18 protein-coding genes are annotated in these 16,834 nt (G+C 59.8%); 4 read left to right on the forward strand and 14 right to left on the reverse strand.

The window, feature by feature from the left end; genetic code table 11:
* The first annotated feature begins 174 nt into the window (after window positions 1–174).
* Entirely contained in the window at window positions 175–1,821 is a 1,647-nt protein-coding gene (locus tag JLC71_RS05425) for a GGDEF domain-containing protein (protein WP_236251027.1), read from the forward strand.
* A gap of 83 nt (window positions 1,822–1,904) precedes the next feature.
* Here the strand turns inward: JLC71_RS05425 and rfaE1 are convergent, their stop codons facing one another.
* The 14 genes from rfaE1 to pgsA form a co-directional block, all read right to left on the reverse strand.
* Window positions 1,905–2,867 carry a D-glycero-beta-D-manno-heptose-7-phosphate kinase gene (gene rfaE1, locus JLC71_RS05430; protein ID WP_305066883.1) on the reverse strand — a complete coding sequence of 321 codons (963 nt, stop codon included), beginning with the start codon at window positions 2,865–2,867 and terminating at the stop codon, window positions 1,905–1,907.
* Complete coding sequence (locus tag JLC71_RS05435) at window positions 2,864–4,183, reverse strand: UDP-glucose dehydrogenase family protein (protein WP_200917746.1); 1,320 nt, start codon at window positions 4,181–4,183, stop codon at window positions 2,864–2,866. The genes rfaE1 and JLC71_RS05435 overlap by 4 nt, the downstream gene beginning before the upstream one ends.
* Window positions 4,180–4,875, reverse strand: a complete 696-nt coding sequence (gene pyrF, locus JLC71_RS05440) for an orotidine-5'-phosphate decarboxylase (protein WP_200917747.1) — start codon at window positions 4,873–4,875, stop codon at window positions 4,180–4,182. The genes JLC71_RS05435 and pyrF overlap by 4 nt, the downstream gene beginning before the upstream one ends.
* 19 nt (window positions 4,876–4,894) lie before the next feature.
* Window positions 4,895–6,067 carry a lipopolysaccharide assembly protein LapB gene (gene lapB / locus JLC71_RS05445; protein WP_200917748.1) on the reverse strand — a complete coding sequence of 391 codons (1,173 nt, stop codon included), beginning with the start codon at window positions 6,065–6,067 and terminating at the stop codon, window positions 4,895–4,897.
* A 26-nt stretch (window positions 6,068–6,093) separates the two neighbouring features.
* A complete protein-coding gene (locus tag JLC71_RS05450; protein WP_200917749.1) occupies window positions 6,094–6,396 on the reverse strand; it encodes a LapA family protein in 303 nt (100 codons plus the stop codon).
* Between the two features lie 126 nt (window positions 6,397–6,522).
* Window positions 6,523–6,807 carry an integration host factor subunit beta gene (locus JLC71_RS05455; protein WP_070525962.1) on the reverse strand — a complete coding sequence of 95 codons (285 nt, stop codon included), beginning with the start codon at window positions 6,805–6,807 and terminating at the stop codon, window positions 6,523–6,525.
* Window positions 6,808–6,823: 16 nt separating this feature from the next.
* Entirely contained in the window at window positions 6,824–8,497 is a 1,674-nt protein-coding gene (gene rpsA / locus JLC71_RS05460) for a 30S ribosomal protein S1 (protein ID WP_200918275.1), read from the reverse strand.
* Window positions 8,498–8,703: 206 nt separating this feature from the next.
* A complete protein-coding gene (gene cmk, locus JLC71_RS05465; RefSeq protein ID WP_200917750.1) occupies window positions 8,704–9,360 on the reverse strand; it encodes a (d)CMP kinase in 657 nt (218 codons plus the stop codon).
* An 87-nt stretch (window positions 9,361–9,447) separates the two neighbouring features.
* Window positions 9,448–10,437: an aldo/keto reductase gene (locus tag JLC71_RS05470; protein ID WP_200917751.1), complete on the reverse strand. Its 990-nt coding sequence runs from the start codon at window positions 10,435–10,437 to the stop codon at window positions 9,448–9,450.
* Window positions 10,438–10,487: 50 nt separating this feature from the next.
* The gene (locus JLC71_RS05475) at window positions 10,488–11,366 is read right to left on the reverse strand and encodes a prephenate dehydrogenase (RefSeq protein WP_200917752.1); all 879 of its coding nucleotides are present in this window, start codon (window positions 11,364–11,366) and stop codon (window positions 10,488–10,490) included.
* Between the two features lie 127 nt (window positions 11,367–11,493).
* On the reverse strand, window positions 11,494–12,168 hold the full coding sequence (locus tag JLC71_RS05480; protein WP_200917753.1) for an META and DUF4377 domain-containing protein: 675 nt from the start codon (window positions 12,166–12,168) through the stop codon (window positions 11,494–11,496).
* Between the two features lie 24 nt (window positions 12,169–12,192).
* Complete coding sequence (gene aroF, locus JLC71_RS05485; protein WP_200917754.1) at window positions 12,193–13,209, reverse strand: 3-deoxy-7-phosphoheptulonate synthase; 1,017 nt, start codon at window positions 13,207–13,209, stop codon at window positions 12,193–12,195.
* 96 nt (window positions 13,210–13,305) lie between these two features.
* Complete coding sequence (locus JLC71_RS05490) at window positions 13,306–14,481, reverse strand: MFS transporter (RefSeq protein WP_200917755.1); 1,176 nt, start codon at window positions 14,479–14,481, stop codon at window positions 13,306–13,308.
* Window positions 14,471–15,040, reverse strand: coding sequence for a CDP-diacylglycerol--glycerol-3-phosphate 3-phosphatidyltransferase (pgsA, locus tag JLC71_RS05495; RefSeq protein ID WP_200917756.1), 570 nt, complete (start codon window positions 15,038–15,040; stop codon window positions 14,471–14,473). Before pgsA ends, JLC71_RS05490 begins: the two co-directional genes overlap by 11 nt.
* Before the next feature lie 208 nt (window positions 15,041–15,248).
* Between pgsA and JLC71_RS05500 the strand changes: the two genes are divergently transcribed.
* The 3 genes from JLC71_RS05500 (at window position 15,249) to JLC71_RS05510 (ending at window position 16,829) form a co-directional block, all read left to right on the forward strand.
* A complete protein-coding gene (locus JLC71_RS05500; RefSeq protein WP_200917757.1) occupies window positions 15,249–15,713 on the forward strand; it encodes a DUF4442 domain-containing protein in 465 nt (154 codons plus the stop codon).
* A 95-nt stretch (window positions 15,714–15,808) separates the two neighbouring features.
* Entirely contained in the window at window positions 15,809–16,369 is a 561-nt protein-coding gene (locus tag JLC71_RS05505) for a DUF1415 domain-containing protein (RefSeq protein WP_200917758.1), read from the forward strand.
* Between the two features lie 4 nt (window positions 16,370–16,373).
* Window positions 16,374–16,829 carry a GNAT family N-acetyltransferase gene (locus JLC71_RS05510; RefSeq protein ID WP_200917759.1) on the forward strand — a complete coding sequence of 152 codons (456 nt, stop codon included), beginning with the start codon at window positions 16,374–16,376 and terminating at the stop codon, window positions 16,827–16,829.
* Window positions 16,830–16,834: the final 5 nt, after the last annotated feature.

Consider the following 16,834-nt stretch of genomic DNA (forward strand, 5'->3'; position numbering starts at 1 on the left):
AGCATTCCGCGCCCAATGCCGAGAACCATGCCCGCCCCGACCAATCCGACCGATATTGCCCGAGAAACCCTCAAGCAGCTGATGCAGCGCAGGATTCCGCCGACGCCGGATCACTACGCCAAGATTTACGACGCCATCGCCGAAACCCCCGAGGATGAGCGCGTTCCGGTGCTGATGCGCGAAATGGATCAGGCTCTGCACGCGCTTCCCCGCCAGGGGCAGGAATTTTTCCGCCTGATCAAGCAAATTCGCCAGTCGGCGCGGCTTGGCGAATGGAAAGACATTCCGCCATCCATCATTCGCGCCGTGGAACTGCAAGGCGGCCAGGCCAATTTGGCCATGCCCTGGGCCGATCTGGTGCGCGATCTCGTGCGCCTCTGGGATATGCGCAATCCGCTCTACACACCGACACGCAAGCAGGAGTCGCTGGAGCGCGTGCTCATACACTTCAGCAACGAACCCGATGTGCTCAATGAAAAGCTCACAGCTTTGTTGCAGGCTTGGAATGACACCAACGGCGGAGCAAGCGAGCCCATTGCCGCGACCACGGCAACCGATGACGCCCCGATTGAAACGGAAAGCAGCGATCCGGCATGGCGCAACTGGCAGGAGGCGGTTACGCAAGTGCTCGAACGAGGCGTGCTGCCCGCACTAGCCCACGACCCGGAGCTTGCCGAGGAAGTCCGGCAAATCAGCCGTGAGGCACACGCTCTAGGCAACGAACACGACCTGCAGAAGTGGCTACCGCGACTAAAAAAGCTCTGGTTGAAAATCGAGCTGCAAGGGCAACAGGAAAGGCGTCTGACCGACGGGCTGCTCAATCTGCTGCGGCTACTCACGGACAATATGGGTGAGCTGGTGGTCGATGATGGTTGGCTGCAAGGTCAAGTTGCCGTGGTTCAAGCCATCATGGCGCGCCCGCTCGACATGCGGCTGATCTACGACGCAGAAGCCGGGCTGAAGGAGGTCATCTACAAGCAGAGCCTGCTGAAACACAATCTGCACGATGCGCAAACCACGTTAAAAAGCATGGCGACGACGTTTCTTGATCGCCTGGGGTCACTGTCGGTCAGTACCGAGCAATATCAGGAAAAAATCCGCCAATACGCAGAGAAAGTGCAAACCGCTGACAATCCGGCCAGCCTTAAATTCGTGCTCGATGACATCATGCACGACACCCGCACCCTGCAACTGGATGTGCTGCGCTCGCGCGATGAGCTGATCGAGGCACGGCAAGAAGCCGATGTCGCTCAGCAGCGCGTCATGCAACTTGAGCGCGAATTGCGCGAAGTCAGCGAGAAGGTGCGCGAAGATCAGTTAACCGGCGCGCTCAACCGTCGCGGGCTGGAAGATGCGTACGAAGTCGAGCTATCTCGAATGGGCCGGAAAAATTCGCCCATGGCTTTGGCCCTGCTCGACATCGACAATTTCAAAAAGCTCAATGACCAGATGGGCCATGCCGCCGGCGACAATGCACTGGTGCATCTGGTTCAGGTGGTGCGGGAGTTGCTTCGCCCCACTGACGTGGTCGCCCGCTACGGCGGAGAAGAATTCGTACTGCTGTTGCCCGACACCGATCTCGACGATGCCATCCAGATTCTGCAACGACTGCAACGCGAACTTACGCGACGTATTTTCATGCACAACAATGACAAGCTACTGATCACCTTCAGCGCAGGCGTCACCATGGTTTCACCCGGCGAGCATCGGGCGCACGCGATCGAACGCGCCGATCACGGCATGTATCGCGCCAAGCTTCTGGGCAAGAACCGGGTCGAGGCCGAGGAATCCACCACGCCGGATGAAAAGCCTGCTGCATAAGGCGCTGATACTGGCTCGATAAGCCCCAATAAAAAAAAACGACCGGATTCCGGTCGTTTTTTTTTATTGGCCAAGTGCGTAACTCAAGGCCTGGTGGCAAACACTTCGTCTTGCAGCACCGTCGCGGTACCCAGCTTGGCAACAACAATGCCCGCCGCGTGATTGGACCAGCTCATCGCTTGCGGCAACGGCAAGCCTGCCGCCAGCATCAAACCCAAGGTGGCGATCACGGTATCACCGGCACCGGAGACGTCGAACACTTCACGTGCGAGCGTTGCCTGATGAACCACGCCCTCGCGGCGAAACAGCGTCATACCCTCTTCGCTACGCGTGACCAGCAAGGCTTCGAGATCGAGTTGTTCGCGCAGCGCCTGGGCCCTTGCGACCAAATCGGCTTCATCACGCCAATCGCCAGCCACCTGACGAAATTCGCTGCGATTCGGCGTCAGCAAGGTTGCGCCACGATAGCGAGAATAATCATCGCCCTTGGGGTCGACCAGCACCGGCTTGCCGGCCGCACGCGCCGCCGCGATCATGTCGTAGACATGACGCAAGCCGCCCTTGCCATAATCCGAGAGAATGACGACATCGGTGTCGTCCAGCATGCGACGGAAATCATCAAGCTTGGCAGCAAGAATTTCGTGACTTGGCTTTTCCTCGAAGTCGATGCGCAACAACTGCTGCTGCCGCGCCAGCACCCGCAGCTTCACCGTAGTGGCGATTTGCGGGTCACGATACAACGAGGTGTTGACGCCATCGTCCTGCAACAGCTTTTCCAGGCTACGGCCCGCTTCGTCATCGCCAACGACGGCAAGCAGCGTCGCCTGCCCGCCGAGCGAGGCGATATTGCGCGCCACGTTGGCGGCACCGCCGGCGCGCTCGTCGGTTTTGCGGATCCGCGCCACCGGCACCGGGGCCTCCGGCGAAATGCGCTCGACATCACCGAACCAGTATCGGTCGAGCATCACGTCACCCACGACCATGACACGGGCACCCGCAATTGCCGCCTTCAACGCGGCGATGGATTGGCCGGCCGGCACCATCATTTGCGCCCGATCGCGTCGTATTCGAGCCCTTGCGCACGCACAGTGCTCGGCTCGTACAGATTGCGCCCGTCGATGATCAGCGGCGTTTTCAGGGCTTTCTTGATCTGCTCGAAATCGGGCGCGCGGAACTGCTTCCACTCGGTCACGATCAGTAGCGCGTCGGCACCATCCAACGCCGCCATCGGATTGGTCGCGTAATCGATACGATCACCCAGAACCCGGTGCGCCTCTTCATTGGCAACCGGATCAAAACCGCAAACGGTCGCACCGCGAGCGGTCAGGCCGTCGATCAGCGTCAGGCTCGGCGCCTCACGCATATCGTCAGTCCCGGGCTTGAATGCCAAGCCCCACATCGCAAAGCGCAGGCCGCTCAGATCGTGACCGAAACGGGCCACGACCTTGTCGATCAGTCGCAGTTTTTGCGCATCGTTGGCTTCTTCAACCGCGCCGAGCACTCGCAAGTTGACGCCGTTTTCTTCGCCGGTTTTCTGCAGCGCCTTGACGTCTTTCGGGAAGCAAGAACCGCCATAGCCACAACCGGCATACAGGAAGCCATAGCCGATACGCGGGTCGGAGCCGATGCCCCGGCGCACGAGCTCAATATCGGCGCCGAGCACCTCGGCCAGATTGGCGAGTTCGTTCATGAATGAAATCCGCGTGGCCAGCATCGCATTGGCCGCGTACTTGGTCAGCTCCGCCGAACGGATATCCATCACCAGCGTGCGGTCATGATTACGCTGAAACGGATGGTAAAGCGCACGCATGGTATGAATGGCCTGATCATCCTCGGCGCCGATCACGATGCGGTCGGGGCGCATAAAATCCTCGACTGCCGCGCCTTCCTTCAGGAATTCGGGATTGGAAACGACGCTAAAACCCAGCGCCGATCGATCCCGCGTGGCCAGCTCATCGGCGATGGCGGCCTTGACCTTCTCAGCGGTGCCAACCGGCACGGTCGATTTATCGACGATCACTTTGTAATCGGTCATGCGCTGGCCGATATTGCGCGCCGCGGCAACGACATACTGCAAGTCGGCCGAGCCGTCTTCATCCGGCGGGGTGCCCACGGCGATAAACTGCACGGTGCCATGCGCGACCGAGCGATCGATATCGGTGGTGAAGTGCAGGCGGCCAGCGGCAACGTTGCGCGCGACAACCTCATCCAGGCCCGGCTCGTAGATCGGCAGAATGCCCTGATGCAATTTGTCGATCTTCGCCTTGTCCAGATCAAGACAAAGCACGTCGTTACCCACTTCGGCGAGGCAGGCGCCGGTCACCAGGCCAACATAACCGGTTCCGATTACGGTGATTTTCATAGCAGTTCCAACGATTGGTTGATTCGGTTCAGCGTTGCGAGCGGGTCTATGCTCTGGGTGATTGGCCGGCCGATCACCAGATAATTGCTACCCGCGAGAATGGCTGCATCCGGGGTCATGATGCGATGCTGATCATCGGCACTGCTGTCGGCCGGGCGAATGCCGGGCGTAACCAGCTTGAAATCCGGGCCACAAACACCCCTGAGCATCGCCGCCTCCTGCGCCGAGCAAACCACACCATCCAGACCACAATCCTGCGTCAAGCGCGCCAGCCGCTCAACCTGGACCGCCGGCACGGGCAAGCCCAGCTCGGCGAGCTGGATCTCGTCCATGCTCGTCAGCACCGTTACGGCGATCAGGAGCGGACGCTGCGGCAAGCCATCCAGCGCTTCACGCGTGGTTTCCATCATTTTTCGCCCGCCCGAGGCGTGCACATTGACCATCCAGACGCCGAGCTTTGCCGCGGCTTTGCACGCCTGTGCAACCGTATGGGGGATATCGTGAAACTTGAGGTCGAGAAAAACATCAAAACCGCGCGCCACCAGCGCTTCGACCAATTGCGGCCCGGCCGTGGTAAAGAGTTCTTTGCCAACTTTCAATCGGCACTGCGCCGGGGAGACACGCTCAGCGAATGCCAATGCAGCACTCGCATCGGCAAAATCAAGTGCGACGATGACTTTCGGGTCTTTCATATGTATCAATCCAGAGAGATCAGGCGTTGGCTTTTTTGCGGCCGCGAACGGGCGGATAGGTTTCCCACTCGTTGCAAGCCGGGCAATGCCAGAAATACTGCTTGGTCTTGAAGCCGCAATGGCCGCAGTAATACATCGACTGATCGCGCGTCACATCGTTCAGCAAGCGAACGATGATTTCGAGTTCAGGCTTCTGGTCATCCGGTGCGACCAGAAGATGGGCTTCAAGCACCTTGCGCAGACCTGGCATCGTCGGATGCTCACGCATCCGTTCGCGGACGAAATCGTAGGCGGCATCGACGCCCTGCAGGGACATCAGCCTTTCGTAGGCGAAATCCATCACATCCAGCTCGGGATACTGCTTCAGCGAGCGCAACAACAGCGTCGTCCCCTCGTCGCTGCGATCCAGTGCGTCGTAAGCCCCCATCAACTGCCGCATTGCCAGCGCCAGCGCATGCGGCTCCTGTGACTCGATCTCCAGCCACTCGGTGATCGCGCCAAGATAATTCTTGTCGGCAAAAGCCATTTCACCGAGAAGCAAGCGTGCGCGAGTGCATTGGCGGTGCGTTTCAAGCGCGCGCGCCAGATAGTCACGGGACTCTTCCTGCTTGGAGCGGGCCAGCGATTGCTCGGCCAGTTCACAGTAGAACTGGGCGATTTCGTGCTGATAACTATGACTGTCATCGCGCAGCTGCTGCGCGGTCTCAATCGCCTTTTTCCAGGCCTTCTCCAGCTCGTACATGCCGAGCAACTCGGTGCGAGCCTGACGGGCGTAGTCGCTGTGCTGCAGCTCGTTCAACAAGGCTTCGGCCCGATCGAACAAGCCAGCCTTCATGAAATCCTGTGCCAGTTCAAACTGGGCGAGCTGGCGCTGGGCATCGGTCAGCTCACGCCGCTCGAGCAGCTTCTGGTGCATATTGATCGCCCGCTCCAGCTCGCCTCGGCGGCGGAACAGATGGCCCAGCGAAAACTGCAGCTCGATCGTTTCGGCATGATGCCTGGCGATATCGACATAGACCTCGACCGCGCGATTGGTCTCACCGTTAAGCAGGTGATTGAGGCCCTTGAAGTACGCCGCGGGCAATGAGCGCGTTTCGGAAAGGACGTGTTTGATATCAACGCGGGCAGCCAGCCAGCCAAGTCCGAAAAAAATCGGAAAGGCGATCAGCCACCAATACTGGGATTCGAGCATGGGAGGAGCCTGTCAGACCGAAAGGGTCAGATTGCGTCGCGTGGAGGCTGCAGCGCGGCATCAGCCGTCACAACCTCAACCTGAGTACGTGCGCGAACTTCTTTGCGCAAGGCAACAAGCTCGCGGCGCAAGCGGATCACCTTGCCCAGCACGGCCAGAATGCCGAACACGGCCCCCAGCACAAAAGCGATCAGCAGCAGCAGCGCAAGTGGCGCCTGCCAAGCGTAATCGAAAAAGAAATTGAGCTTTACCGTTTCGGCGTTATGCATGGCAAAGCCGAACAGGATGACGAACAGCAGGAATTTAATCAGCCAGAACAGATAGCGCATCCACAGATCCGAAACAATGGGTTGACTTCGTATTGTAGCCGATTACATCCGGGCAGGTTCAGCCGGGAGCAGGCAAAAAAATGACGACACCCAAAGGTGTCGTCATTTATGCCGCAAGCAGCAGGATTACATCAGCTCGTCAACGCGCTCACGCAATTCCTTGCCAGCCTTGAAGTGGGGTACAAACTTTTCCGGCACCTCAACTTTGCTGCCGGATTTCGGATTACGCCCCACTCGCGGCGGTCGGTAGTTGAGGTCAAAGCTGCCGAAGCCACGGATCTCGATGCGCTGACCTTGAGCAAGGCTCTTGGCCATGGCATCGAGAATGGTCTTGACGGCCAACTCAGCATCCTTCGCAACAAGCTGCGGATAGCGCTCGGCGAGCTTTGCGATGAGTTCGGACTTGGTCATGCCGCCTCAGCCCGTCTTACTCTTGCGAGCCGGACAGCTTGGCCTTCAACAGCGCACCGAGGTTGGTTGTGCCGGCCGATGCATCGGCAGACAGCTGGCTCATTGCCGACTTTTCTTCGCCCATGTCTTTCGACTTGATCGACAGGTTGATCGAACGGTTCTTGCGATCAACGTTAATGATCATCGCCTCGACTTCATCACCTTCCTTCAGGACGGTGCGGATGTCTTCAACGCGATCACGCGACACTTCGGTAGCCCGCAGGTAGCCTTCGACTTCGTCGGTCAGGCCGATTACAGCACCCTTGGCGTCAAGCGACTTGACGGTACCGCGAACGATGGCACCCTTGTCGCTGGTCGACACGTAGTTGTTGAACGGATCGCCTTCGAGTTGCTTGATACCCAGGCTGATGCGTTCCTTGTCGACATCGATCGACAGAACCACGGCTTCGACTTCGTCGCCCTTCTTGAAGTTGCGAACCGCTTCTTCGCCGGTAGCGTGCCACGACAGATCCGACAGGTGAACCAGACCATCGATACCGCCTGGTAGACCAACGAACACGCCGAAGTCGGTGATCGACTTGATCGCGCCCTGAAGCTTGTCGCCCTTCTTGAAGTTTTGCGCGAACTCGTCCCACGGGTTGGACATGCACTGCTTCATGCCCAGCGAGATGCGACGCTTTTCTTCGTCGATATCAAGGATCATGACTTCAACTTCGTCGCCCAGCGAAACAACCTTCGACGGGTGAACGTTCTTGTTGGTCCAATCCATTTCGGACACGTGTACCAGACCTTCGATGCCTTGTTCGATTTCAACGAATGCACCGTAGTCGGTCAGGTTGGTGACCTTGCCGAACAGGCGGGTGCCCGACGGGTAGCGGCGCGACAGGCCAACCCACGGATCATCGCCGAGTTGCTTGAGGCCGAGCGAGACACGGTTCTTTTCTTGATCGAACTTGAGGACCTTGGCTTCGATTTCGTCGCCAACCGCCAGCACTTCCGACGGGTGCTTGACACGACGCCATGCCAGGTCGGTGATGTGCAGCAGGCCATCGATACCGCCGAGGTCGACGAATGCGCCGTAGTCGGTGATGTTCTTGACGATACCCTTGATGACAGCGCCTTCGCGCAGGGTTTCCATGAGCTTTTGACGCTCTTCGCCCAGCGACTCTTCCAGCACGGCGCGACGCGAAACAACCACGTTGTTACGCTTGCGATCGAGCTTGATAACCTTGAACTCGATTTCCTTGCCTTCGTACGGGGTGGTGTCTTTCACCGGACGGATGTCGACAAGCGAACCCGGCAGGAAAGCGCGCAGGCCGTTGACCATGACAGTCAGACCGCCCTTGACCTTGCCCGAGATGACGCCGGTCATGACGAGACCCTTCTCGAGGGTATCTTCCAGCTCGATCCACGCAGCCAGGCGCTTGGCCTTTTCGCGGGAGAGCTTGGTTTCGCCGTAGCCGTTTTCCAGGCTGTCGATCGCCACAGCGACGAAATCGCCGATCTGGACGTCGAGCTCGCCGTTGTCATTCTTGAATTCTTCAACCGGAATCAGGGATTCCGACTTGAGGCCGGCATTGACGGTCACGAAGTTGTGGTCGATACCAACAACTTCGGCGGTGATGACTTCACCGGAGCGCATTTCCTGGTTTTGAAGGCTTTCTTCAAACAGGGCGGCAAAGCTCTCCATCGAGCCAAAAACAGTTTCAGTAGTCATTGAGAAAATTTTCCAAACCTCTCTACTGGCGCAGAGAGCGGGGGGTTCGTTGAACTTCATCGGCACCGCCTTGCGCAGCACCGATACTTTGCATCAAAAAATACCTTTGCCCCGGCGGCGGCAACGCCGCAACCGGAACTGGGGTGATTTTATTGAATTCTCTTAGTCACTTCAAGCGCTTAGCGCGTTTTCCACCACATCAACACCTGCTCAACCGCCTCATCGATCCCCATATCGGTCGTATCGAGCAACAAAGCATCCGGCCACTGCTGCAGCGGAGCGACCTTGCGCTCCCGGTCGCGTGCGTCCCTGGATTCAAGATCGGCGGTGATTGCAGCCAGATCAGCCTGCTCGCCACGGCCGATCAATTGCTTGTAACGGCGCTCGGCGCGCGCCGCTGCCGATGCGGTCAAAAAAACCTTGAGCCGTGCGTCGGGAAATACCACCGAGCCCATGTCGCGGCCATCGGCAACAAGCCCGGGCAACGCGGCAAAGGCATGCTGCCTGGCCAGCAAAGCCGTACGCACCGACGGCAGCGCGGCCACGATTGAAGCGCCGACGCCGACCGTTTCACCGCGAATCGCCTCGGCGACATTATTACCATCAAGCAAAACAGCCGCGCCATCGAAGACAACATCAAGCTCGCCAGCCAGTCGAGCCACCACCACCTCGTCACGCCAATTCAGCTGACGACGCTCGGCAGCCAGCGCGGTCAGGCGATAGAGCGCCCCCGAATCAAGATACCCAAATCCGAGTTCGGCGGCGACGCGCTGGGCTACGGTACCTTTACCCGACGCGGAGGGGCCGTCGATGGTGATGACGGGGACGATACTCATGCGAAATTACTCCAATTAAAAACCGGCGGGATGGCCCGCCGGTGTCGATGCACTCATATGCACTCATGGATACATTAATGGTACGGCCTAGCGCTTGAGGATGACTTCAATCCGTGCCAGCTCGTCGGCGCTGAATTCGAGGTTGGACACTGCGCCCACATTCTCGACGATTTGCTCGACCCGGCTGGCGCCGATGATCACCGAGGTCACCGTTTGCAGCGCCCACGCCAGCGCCATCTGCGCCAGGCTCTGGCCGCGCTCGACGGCGATCTCGTTCAAAGCCTTGACTTGCGCCAGCCTGGCATCGACGTTATCGGTGGTCAGGAAAGAATTATCAGCGGCGGCGGCACGCGAATCGGCCGGGATACCACCGAGGTAGCGGCTGGTCAGCAGCCCTTGTGCCAGCGGGCAGAAGGCAATCGAGCCGATCCCCTCTTCCTTGAGCACGTCGGTCAGCCCGCCTTCGATCCAGCGATCGAACATCGAGTACGACGGCTGGTGAATCAGGCAGGGTGTACCAAGCGCCTTGAGAATGCGCGACGCCTCTCGGGTTTGCTCGGCCGAGTACGACGAAATCCCGACATAAAGCGCCTTGCCCTGACGCACGATGGCGTCGAGCGCCCCCATGGTTTCTTCGAGCGGCGTATCCGGGTCTGGGCGATGTGAATAGAACACGTCGACGTAATCGAGGCCCAGACGCTTCAGGCTTTGATCAACACTGGCGAGCAGGTATTTACGGCTACCCAGATCGCCATAAGGGCCGTCCCACATCTCCCAGCCGGCCTTGGTCGAAACCAGGATTTCATCGCGATGCGTGCGCAGGCCATCGGCAAGCACGCGACCGAAGGTTTCTTCCGCCGAGCCCGCTGGCGGGCCGTAGTTGTTGGCAAGATCGAAATGGGTAATACCCAGGTCAAAAGCCTTGTGGATCATTGCCTTGCTGTTGTCGTAGGGTTTGTTGGCGCCAAAATTGTGCCACATGCCGAGCGACACCGCCGGCAACAACAAACCGCTGCGACCGCTGCGGCGATAAGGCATACGGCCATCATAACGATTCGCATCTGGAACATAAGTCATGTGCTTCTCCTGTTACCGGCCTGCAGGGTCACTGCCCACCAGCTTGCAATTCAGGGTTTACGGCCGCGACTACCCCAGTCGGTTCGGGCCTTGCTTGCGCGACCAATATAAGCCGTCAGCGCATCGGCATCGCCCGATTCGATCAAGGAAATCAATGTTTGCAGCGCGCCAAGATTGGCGCGCAAATCGTTCAGCACCGCCCCGCTGTTGGCGAGCGAAATATCGCGCCACATATCGGGGTGCGAGCCGGCAATGCGGGTGAAATCACGGAAACCGGTTGCGGCAAAATCCAGGCATGTACCGACATCGGCCTTATCCAGCAAGGCGTTCATATAGGCGAACGACAGCAGGTGCGGCACATGGCTCACGGCGGCGAAAACACCGTCGTGCTCGGCCGCACTCATTTCGAACACGTCGGCACCACACGCCAGCCACAAGGCTCGGATACGCGCGACGGCATCGACCGCCGTCTCCGGCAGCGGCGTCAGCACCACGCGCCGCCCTTCGAATAAACCGTACTGCGCGGCCGCAGCACCGGATAATTCCGACCCGGCGATCGGATGGCCCGGCACACATTGCGCCAAACGCTCGCCCAGGTGTTCGCGATACAGCGCGGCGACATCCTGCTTGGTCGAGCCGCCGTCTGTCACGATACAGTCGTCGGCCAGCACCGGCGCGATCTCAGCCATCAGCGCGCCCATCTGCCCCACCGGCGTTGCCAGCAGAACCAGATCGGCGCCCCTGGCCGCCTCGGCCGCGCTCTGACTGGCGCTGTCGATCACATTCAGATCGAGCGCGCGCGCCAGATTAGCCTGATTGCGCCCGACGCCGACAACGTGCTCGACCAGCCGGGCACGCTTGAGCGCCAATGCGAACGAACCGCCAATCAGGCCGGTACCCAGCAGAACCAGTTTTCGAACAGGGGTCATGAGTATCTTGGTGCCTGCTCGCGCATCGCGCCGAAGCAGGGTAAACGGAAAGCCGCGAAATCAAGCGGCGACGCGCCAACGCCGGGATAGCCTAGCGTTGGCGCGTCATTTTAGCGAGAACGCCGCCTTAGCGGCGGGTTTCCAGCGTTTCGATCAGGATCAGGCGGCGATCCGGCGCATCGGCAGGTGGATTTTCAACGCGCTCTTCGCGCACCTTGACCACATAACCCACGCCCGCCTGCGGCTGGAAGCCTTCGATACCGGAGTACATCAGCTGCCAGTCACCCTGCCCCGGCTCGCGCACTTGCAGGCACTCCATTTTGCCAACCCCGGAACACGTCTTGCGTTCCGCCGAGATCTCCAGCACGCGCTCGACCGGGGCCGCTTCGGCGCGAACCAGCGAGATCAGATTGCCGGCGTCATTGCTGAACACCAGCTTGCCATTGGCCAGCGAGAAGGATTTGGCATCACCGAGCACCTTGAGCATCGAGTTTTCATACGTTGCCGTTTCGTTCTGGATGCACGCCATCATCGTCGACGCCAAGGGGCCGATCTTCAGCGGGCTCGGGCCGTACTGGATTTGCCCCATAAACCGGTTGCAGCCGGAAAAGCCGCTGATACGGGCGCCGTCGATTTTCACCGACAACTTGGTATCGTCACCAAAGCGCTGCACGCCGCCGTCCTGAACCAGCCGCTCAACCCGGTAGTCGCCATCCAGCATCGACCGCGCCTGCGCGCCGCTCGTCACCGATAGCGCCAGTGCGCCAACCATCAAACAGTTGCGAAGCAGTGATTTATGCATGATTTTTCCTTTTCGGGTCGTTGATCAAATCGTCCGGCCGATGGCATGGGCAATCGCACCCAGCGTTGCCATCAGCGTCTTGAGTTCATCCGGGGTCAATGCCTGATCGGCATCGCACCATGCATCGCACGGATTCGGGTGCATTTCGATCAGCAGACCATCGGCGCCAGCCGCGACGGCCGCTTGCGCCAGCGCGGGCACCATCCACGCCTTGCCGCCGGCATGGCTCGGATCGACAATCACCGGCAGGTGCGTTTCGCGCTTGAGCACCGGGATCGCCGTCACATCGAGCACATTGCGGTAGGCGGTTTCAAAGGTGCGGATACCGCGCTCGCAGAAAATGATGTTGTGGTTGCCGCCGGCTGCGATGTACTCGGCGGACATCAGCCATTCGTTCACGGTCGCCGACAGGCCGCGCTTGAGAATGATCGGCTTGTTGACCCGGCCGACTTCCTTGAGCAGATCGAAGTTCTGCATATTGCGCGCACCGATCTGGATGACGTCGACGTCATACTCCATGAAGGTATCGAGCATGCGCACGTCCATCAGCTCGGTCACGATCGGCAGCTTGTGCCGCTCGGCCGCATGCTGGAAATACTCCAGACCCTCGATGCCCAAGCCCTGGAATGCATAGGGGCTGGTGCGCGGCTTGAACGCGCCACCGCGCATCATCCGGCAACCGGCGGCGGCAACCGCATCGGCGGCGATGTTCATTTGATCCTGCGTCTCGATCGAGCACGGGCCGGCGATCACCTGGATCTGCGGGCCGCCGATCGGAATGCCGCGAACCTTGATCACCGAGCCTTGCGGATGCGAATCACGCGAGACGATCTTGTACTGCTTGGTCACGCGGTTGACCCGCTCGACGCCGGGCATGATCTCGAAGTGGCCCGGATTGAGCTTATCCTCGTCGCCAATCGCGCCGATGATCACCAAGTCCGAGCCACGGGAAACGTGCTCCTGCAAGCCGGCCTTGCGAATCTCTTCAACGACCGCGCTGACTTCAGCGTCGCTTGCTTGATGCTGCATCACAATGATCATGCTGCTTTCCCGTAACAAGTCTGGCCTGCGTTTACGCTAGCAGGCAAATAGGCTGAATATCGTCGCAATACTCGGCGCAGGCGACAACCGTCATATTTACCGGACGGCTATCTGGTCTCTTGCACCGGGCAAGCCAAACCAGCAGAGCACGCCGCCAAGGGCCGCGACCAGCGCGGCAAGGCTGAATACGCCAACGCCCGACAAATCCGCCCACAGAAAGCCGGCGATCACACCGCCAAGGCTGCCACCGATGCCGAACGACGCGGCGATGTACAAGGCCTGCCCCTTGGCCGAGTGTGCGCCGGCGAAATGGCGATGCAAATAGCCCATCGCCACCGCATGATGGCATGCAAAGGTGAATGCATGCCCCAGCTGCGCCACGACCAGCAAGGGCAGGCTGGCGGCACCGTAGGCGATGATCAGGAAGCGTCCAAGTGCAATCGCGAAATCGGCGACAAACAGCGCCTTTGGCGAAAAGCGCGCGTTCAGCTGCGGCATCGCCAAAAACAGCGCAACCTCGGCAAGCACGCCGATGGTCCACAACCAGCCGATGCTGCTCTGCCCCAGGCCGTGCTCGGCGAGGTGGATCGAGTAGAAACTGTAGTACGGCCCATGCGCGAGCGACATCAGGAAGCAGCCGGCCAGGAACACCTGCACTTCCCGTCGCCGGAGGATGTCGCCAAAGCCCGCCGAAGCCACGACGGCGGCCGTGCTCACTGGCGCCTCGGGCAAGCGCCAGCAATACACAGCCAGCGCGGCCATGGTGCCGACGACCGCCAGCGGAAATACGCCAACGCCGCTTGCCTCTATCCAGTAGCCGGCGCCCAGCGAAGCAACGATAAAACCGATCGAGCCCCATACCCGCAAACGCGCGTAGCGACCACTGTCACCGGAGAGTTTGGCGATCGCCAGCGACTCGACCAGCGGCAAGGCCGCGCTCCAGAAGAAACTGGCAAACAGCACCGCCAGAAACATCGGCCAGAAAGTGTCGACGACCAGCAGCGACAGGAATCCGGCCAGGCCGGCCGCGCCCGCGAGCCTGAGGATGGCGCGGCGACGGCCGCTGCGATCGGCCAGCCAACCCCAGATTGCCGGCGCGTAGATGCGGTTGACCTGGGTTAGCGAGGTGAGAATACCGATCTGCCACGCTGGCAAAGCCAGCGCGGCAAGATAGAGCCCCCAGTACGGTGAAAACAAGCCATTGAAGGCGAAGTAACAGAAGTAGAAACCCCCGATGACGGCAACGCCACCAACCGGCGATTCAGCCTTCACGGAACTGTTGAGCCGCCACGCGCAGGTAGTAGAACATCGACACGATGGTCAGCACGCCGGCGATATATAGCGCCAATATGCCGATCAGCTCGGTCGAAACACCCGGCAGCAGCGGCCCGTACCAGAGCAAGAACAGAACCGCCAGCATTTGCGCCGCAGTCTTGAGCTTGCCGATGTAGGCCACAGCCACGCTCTTGGTCTTGCCCAGTTGCGCCATCCATTCGCGCAGCGCCGAAATGGTGATCTCGCGACCGATGATGATCACCGCCAGCCACGCCGGCGCGCGACCGATCTCGACCAGCAGGATCAGCGCTGCGGCGACCATCAGCTTGTCGGCCACCGGATCAAGAAAAGCACCAAAACTGGATGTCTGATTCCAGCGCCGCGCCAGATAGCCGTCGAACCAGTCGGTCAGCGCGGCAAAGGCGAAAATACTGGCGCCAATCATGTTTTTCATCGGCAGGCTCACCAACACATCGGGCAGGTAAAACAGACCGACAAAGACCGGAATCAGCGCGACGCGCAACCAGGTAAGCAGAATGGGCAGATTCAGGGGCATCGGCGCGAAATCGGTGAGGAGCTAGGAAAGTAAGCCATTTTAGCTGTTTGACCCGGTGACGCGAAGCCGCAATCACAATCAAATGCCAAGACCAGACCAACGAGGTTAATTCCAGGCGACAAATAACGCCCGTCCCTCATCTGCCGATTGACAATAAAACGATCGCTTGAGAATTTAGCACTCCCAAACCTTCAGGCTCGCCTTACCCATGAACGCCCGTACGCTTCGCCTGCTGATCAACTGGTGGCCGCCGTTTTTGCTCACCGGCATCCACGCCACCCGCATCACCCCGGATTTCCACGAAGTCGATGTCGAACTGCGATTGCGCTGGTACAACCGCAATTATGTCGGCACCCATTTCGGCGGCAGCCTGTTCGCCATGACCGACGCCTGGTACATGTTGATGTTGATGCACACGCTTGGCGGCGATTATTACGTCTGGGATCAGAGCGCTAGCATCGATTTTCTCGCCCCCGGCCGTGGCATCGTCACCGCGCGCTTTCGCCTTGATGCCGCAACGCTCGACGACATCCGCGCCCACACAGCGGACGGCGACAAATACTTGCCGCAGTTTTGCGTCGACATCATCGATAGCCAAGGAGAAGTCATCGCCCGGGTCAACAAAACACTCTATGTGCGCAAGAAGCCCAAGGCGCGTGATGCGCCACCCTAGACCGACCACTAAATCGGACGTCCCCGGTGCCGATTGGCGCAATCTTGACCCGCACGGCAGAATCACACCTTGATTGATTTGATTGAGGCTTGGCGATGACCCAGGAAAACGTGATCGCGGCCACCCGCGACTGGCTGGAAAAGGCCGTGATCGGGCTGAATCTGTGCCCGTTCGCCAAGGCGGTTTATGTGAAGGAGCAGGTACGTTATGTGGTCAGTGAGGCGAGGCACCTTGATGGTTTCCTCGACGAGCTCGACCGTGAGCTGGTACTGCTTGCCGCCGCCGATCCGGAAAAAATCGACACGACCTTGCTGATCCAGCCGACGCTGCTGGGCGATTTTCTCGATTTCAATGAGGTGGTCGGTATTGCCGAAGAAGCAATCGAGGAGCACGGCCTCGAAGGCGTGCTCCAGATCGCCAGCTTCCACCCGCAGTTCCAGTTCGAAGGCACCGGGGCCGACGATATCGGCAACTACACCAATCGCTCGCCCTACCCGACCCTGCATTTACTGCGCGAAGCCAGTATCGCCCGTGCCGCAGCCAGCTTTCCGGATGCATCGGTGATCTTCGAGCGCAACATCGAAACGCTCGAGAAACTGGGCCATGCCGGCTGGGATGCACTGCAGATCGGCGGGCGGGCTCCCACACAGGAATAAACCAATGGAGAATAAACCGATGCACTTTCGGGAAACCCGCGTTGACGACCTACCCGAACTGTTTGCGCTGCGGGCGCAAACGCGCGAGAACGCCCTCAGCATCGAGGAACTGGCCGGCTACGGCATCACCCCCGAATCCAGCGCCGAAACCTTGCGCGCCGGCAGCGTGAAAGGCTGGCTGTGCGAGGTCGATGGCCGCATCGTCGGCTTTGCCAGTGGCGACCGGGATAGCGGCGAGATGCTGGTGCTTGCGGTGCTACCCGATCATGAAGGGTGCGGCATCGGGCAAGCGCTATTGCAGCACGTCGTCGGCTGGCTGCAGTCGCTCGGCCACGCCCGGATCTGGCTGGTCGCCAACCCCGACCCGGCGGTGCGCGCGCACGGCTTTTATCGCCATTGCGGCTGGCACGCCACCGGCGAAATCATCAATGGCGAAGAAGTCATGGAATACCGCGGCTAAATCCA

The sequence above is a fragment of the Jeongeupia sp. HS-3 genome, from assembly GCF_015140455.1.
GTDB lineage: Bacteria > Pseudomonadota > Gammaproteobacteria > Burkholderiales > Chitinibacteraceae > Jeongeupia.